The 5,327-nt window shown below is 49.4% G+C and carries 1 tRNA gene and 3 rRNA genes; all 4 read right to left on the reverse strand.

Features of this window, described 5'->3' with window-relative positions:
• Window positions 1-116 (reverse strand): 5S ribosomal RNA (gene rrf, locus ACERC8_RS09750).
• Window positions 117-204: 88 nt separating this feature from the next.
• Window positions 205-3,109: ribosomal RNA gene (locus ACERC8_RS09755) — 23S ribosomal RNA — on the reverse strand.
• Between the two features lie 131 nt (window positions 3,110-3,240).
• Window positions 3,241-3,313, reverse strand: a tRNA-Ala gene (locus tag ACERC8_RS09760).
• A 205-nt stretch (window positions 3,314-3,518) separates the two neighbouring features.
• Window positions 3,519-5,074, reverse strand: a 16S ribosomal RNA gene (locus ACERC8_RS09765).
• Together the 16S, 23S and 5S rRNA genes with 1 tRNA gene alongside form the textbook arrangement of a ribosomal RNA operon.
• Window positions 5,075-5,327 lie beyond the last annotated feature (253 nt).

Consider the following 5,327-nt stretch of genomic DNA (forward strand, 5'->3'; position numbering starts at 1 on the left):
GCTAAGCAACTACCATATCTCACAGGGGGCAACCCCCAACTACTTCAGGCGTTCTAGGGCTTAACTACTGTGTTCGGCATGGGTACAGGTGTATCTCCTAGGCTATCGTCACTTAACTCTCGAATGATTAAAATAAACCACTCACAATTGAATACCTACTCATTGTAACAAACTAAACCACGCTTGTCAATATCTAATTAGACTTCGGATAAGTCCTCGGACGATTAGTATTGGTCCGCTTCATGCCTCGCAGCACTTCCACTCCCAACCTATCTACCTCATCTTCTCTAAGGGTCCTTACTGATACTATAATCATGGGAAATCTCATCTTGAGGTGGGTTTCACACTTAGATGCTTTCAGCGTTTATCCCGTCCATACATAGCTACCCAGCGATGCCCTTGGCAGGACAACTGGTACACCAGCGGTATGTCCACTCTGGTCCTCTCGTACTAGGAGCAGAGCCTCTCAAATTTCCTACGCCCGCGACGGATAGGGACCGAACTGTCTCACGACGTTCTGAACCCAGCTCGCGTGCCGCTTTAATGGGCGAACAGCCCAACCCTTGGGACCGACTACAGCCCCAGGATGCGACGAGCCGACATCGAGGTGCCAAACCTCCCCGTCGATGTGAACTCTTGGGGGAGATAAGCCTGTTATCCCCAGGGTAGCTTTTATCCGTTGAGCGATGGCCCTTCCATACGGAACCACCGGATCACTAAGCCCGACTTTCGTCCCTGCTCGAGTTGTAGCTCTCGCAGTCAAGCTCCCTTATACCTTTACACTCTACGATTGATTTCCAACCAATCTGAGGGAACCTTTGGGCGCCTCCGTTACCTTTTAGGAGGCGACCGCCCCAGTCAAACTGCCCGTCAGACACTGTCTCCGATAGGGTTAACCTATCCGGGTTAGAGTAGCCATAACACAAGGGTAGTATCCCAACAGCGCCTCCATCGAAACTGGCGTCCCGATCTCATAGGCTCCTACCTATCCTGTACATGTGGTACAGATACTCAATATCAAACTGCAGTAAAGCTCCATGGGGTCTTTCCGTCCTGTCGCGGGTAACCTGCATCTTCACAGGTACTAAAATTTCACCGAGTCTCTCGTTGAGACAGTGCCCAAATCATTACGCCTTTCGTGCGGGTCGGAACTTACCCGACAAGGAATTTCGCTACCTTAGGACCGTTATAGTTACGGCCGCCGTTTACTGGGGCTTCAATTCAGATCTTCGCTTACGCTAAACCCTCCTCTTAACCTTCCAGCACCGGGCAGGCGTCACCCCCTATACTTCATCTTACGATTTCGCAGAGAGCTGTGTTTTTGATAAACAGTTGCTTGGGCCTATTCACTGCGGCTCAGTCTAGCTGAGCGCCCCTTCTCCCGAAGTTACGGGGCCATTTTGCCGAGTTCCTTAACGAGAGTTCTCTCGCTCACCTGAGGCTACTCGCCTCGACTACCTGTGTCGGTTTGCGGTACGGGTAGAGTATGATACATCGCTAGAAGCTTTTCTTGGCAGTGTGACGTCACTAACTTCGCTACTAAACTTCGCTCCCCATCACAGCTCAACCTTATAGGTACAAACATTTAACTCATACCAAGCCTCACTGCTTAGACAGGCACTTCCAGTCGCCTGCTTTAGTTAGCCTACTGCGTCCCTCCATCACTTCATACTCTAGTACAGGAATATCAACCTGTTGGCCATCGGATACACGTTTACGTCTCTCCTTAGGTCCCGACTAACCCAGGGCGGACGAGCCTTCCCCTGGAAACCTTAGTCTTACGGTGGATGGGATTCTCACCCATCTTTCGCTACTCATACCGGCATTCTCACTTCTATACGCTCCAGCACTCCTCACGGTATGCCTTCGCCGCATATAGAACGCTCTCCTACCATACTACTATTGTAGTATCCACAGCTTCGGTAATGTGTTTTAGCCCCGGTACATTTTCGGCGCAGGGTCACTCGACTAGTGAGCTATTACGCACTCTTTGAATGAATAGCTGCTTCTAAGCTAACATCCTAGTTGTCTGTGCAACCCCACATCCTTTTCCACTTAACACATATTTTGGGACCTTAGCTGGTGGTCTGGGCTGTTTCCCTTTCGACTACGGATCTTAGCACTCGCAGTCTGACTGCCGACCATAATTACTTGGCATTCGGAGTTTATCTGAAATCAGTAAACCGAGATGGCCCCCTCATCCAAACAGTGCTCTACCTCCAAGAATCTCAATGTCGACGCTAGCCCTAAAGCTATTTCGGAGAGAACCAGCTATCTCCAAGTTCGTTTGGAATTTCTCCGCTACCCACAAGTCATCCAAGCACTTTTCAACGTGCCCTGGTTCGGTCCTCCAGTGCGTCTTACCGCACCTTCAACCTGCTCATGGGTAGGTCACATGGTTTCGGGTCTACGTCATGATACTAATGCGCCCTATTAAGACTCGGTTTCCCTACGGCTCCGCTTCTACCACTTAACCTCGCATCATAACGTAACTCGCCGGTTCATTCTACAAAAGGCACGCTCTCACCCATTAACGGGCTCGAACTTGTTGTAGGCACACGGTTTCAGGTTCTATTTCACTCCCCTTCCGGGGTGCTTTTCACCTTTCCCTCACGGTACTGGTTCACTATCGGTCACTAGGGAGTATTTAGGGTTGGGAGATGGTCCTCCCAGATTCCGACGAGATTTCGCGTGTCTCGCCGTACTCAGGATACTGCTAGGTATAAAGACTATTTCAAATACGAGGCTCTCACTCTCTTTGGCTGACCTTCCCATGTCATTCTTCTATACTCTTTAAGTCCACAACGCAGTCCTACAACCCCAGAGAGTAAACTCTCTGGTTTGCCCTCCTGCCCGTTCGCTCGCCGCTACTAAGGCAATCGCTTTTGCTTTCTCTTCCTGCAGCTACTTAGATGTTTCAGTTCACTGCGTCTTCCCTCCAAGCTCCTTAACAGAACTGGATACTAACCATCAAGTTAGTGGGTTCCCCCATTCGGACATCTCTGGATCAGCGCTTACTTACAGCTCCCCAAAGCATTTCGTTGTTAGTCACGTCCTTCTTCGGCTCCTAGTGCCAAGGCATCCACCGTGCGCCCTTATTAACTTAACCTTTAAAATTAAATTTGTTCTCTACAGCGTTTCGGTTTATTTCTTGTTACTATTTCATTTATCTTTTTTAATAAATGGAATTTGATATAGATATTCAATTGTCAATGGTCCCTAGGATAGTTCCCTATCCTATGGAGCCTAGCGGGATCGAACCGCTGACCTCCTGCGTGCAAAGCAGGCGCTCTCCCAGCTGAGCTAAGGCCCCGTACATATAGTATGTACTATTAACGTTATTTAATTCTTTTCAATATGATATCGAGTGGTATCCGCTGGTCCCTGTCGTGCGCTAACGCTTCGACAAAGCTTCAACCTGAAGGTTTCGCTTAGCTGAGCTAAGACCCCACATACGTTGTATGAGTTTACAACCCTTCAGAACTAAACAAGACAAACGCAAGTATCCTTTTCCTTAGAAAGGAGGTGATCCAGCCGCACCTTCCGATACGGCTACCTTGTTACGACTTCACCCCAATCATCTATCCCACCTTAGGCGGCTGGCTCCAAACGGTTACCTCACCGACTTCGGGTGTTACAAACTCTCGTGGTGTGACGGGCGGTGTGTACAAGGCCCGGGAACGTATTCACCGCGGCGTGCTGATCCGCGATTACTAGCGATTCCGACTTCATGTAGGCGAGTTGCAGCCTACAATCCGAACTGAGATCGGCTTTAAGAGATTTGCTTGTCGTCACCGACTTGCGACTCGTTGTACCGACCATTGTAGCACGTGTGTAGCCCAGGTCATAAGGGGCATGATGATTTGACGTCATCCCCACCTTCCTCCGGTTTGTTACCGGCAGTCTCGCTAGAGTGCCCAACTGAATGATGGCAACTAACAATAGGGGTTGCGCTCGTTGCGGGACTTAACCCAACATCTCACGACACGAGCTGACGACAACCATGCACCACCTGTCTCCTCTGTCCCGAAGGAAAATCCTATCTCTAGGACGGTCAGAGGGATGTCAAGACCTGGTAAGGTTCTTCGCGTTGCTTCGAATTAAACCACATGCTCCACCGCTTGTGCGGGCCCCCGTCAATTCCTTTGAGTTTCAGCCTTGCGGCCGTACTCCCCAGGCGGAGTGCTTATCGCGTTAGCTTCGATACTAAGCCCCGGATAGGGCCTAACATCTAGCACTCATCGTTTACGGCGTGGACTACCAGGGTATCTAATCCTGTTCGCTACCCACGCTTTCGAGCCTCAGTGTCAGTTACAGACCAGAGAGCCGCTTTCGCCACCGGTGTTCCTCCATATATCTACGCATTTCACCGCTACACATGGAATTCCACTCTCCCCTTCTGCACTCAAGTTAAACAGTTTCCAAAGCATACAATGGTTGAGCCACTGCCTTTTACTTCAGACTTATCTAACCACCTGCGCTCGCTTTACGCCCAATAAATCCGGACAACGCTCGGGACCTACGTATTACCGCGGCTGCTGGCACGTAGTTAGCCGTCCCTTTCTGGTAAGATACCGTCACTTAATGGATTTTCCACTCCCACTAACGTTCTTCTCTTACAACAGAGCTTTACGATCCGAAAACCTTCTTCACTCACGCGGCGTTGCTCGGTCAGGGTTGCCCCCATTGCCGAAGATTCCCTACTGCTGCCTCCCGTAGGAGTCTGGGCCGTGTCTCAGTCCCAGTGTGGCCGATCACCCTCTCAGGTCGGCTATGTATCGATGCCTAGGTAGGCCGTTACCCTACCTACTAGCTAATACAACGCAGGTCCATCTGATAGTGAAGCAGTTGCTCCTTTCAAACTTTTCTCATGCGAGAATAGTTGTTATGCGGTATTAGCTATCGTTTCCAATAGTTATCCCCCGCTATCAGGCAGGTTACCTACGCGTTACTCACCCGTTCGCGACTCAGTCAACTCGATGGAGCAAGCTCCGGTGATTTGACTGCGTTCCACTTGCATGTATTAGGCACGCCGCCAGCGTTCGTCCTGAGCCAGGATCAAACTCTCATATATATAAAAGTTGATTTGTCTCAGTCATTACTGACTTTTTCCGTTTATTGACGGGATTAAACATCTCATCTAATCCCAACTTGGTTCGTCTTGTTCAGTTCTCAAGGGTCATGCGTTGTCTCCTAAGAGACAACTCCTATATTCTATCAAATCTAAGATAAACTGTCAACTACTTTTTTAAACTTTTTTAAAAGTTTTTTTCGTCCGCTCTCTCAGACTCATGCTCTCTTTCGAGAACTGTTATATCTTATCACAT

It is taken from the genome of Streptococcus sp. E29BA (assembly GCF_041807805.1).
Classification (GTDB): Bacteria; Bacillota; Bacilli; order Lactobacillales; family Streptococcaceae; genus Streptococcus; species Streptococcus entericus.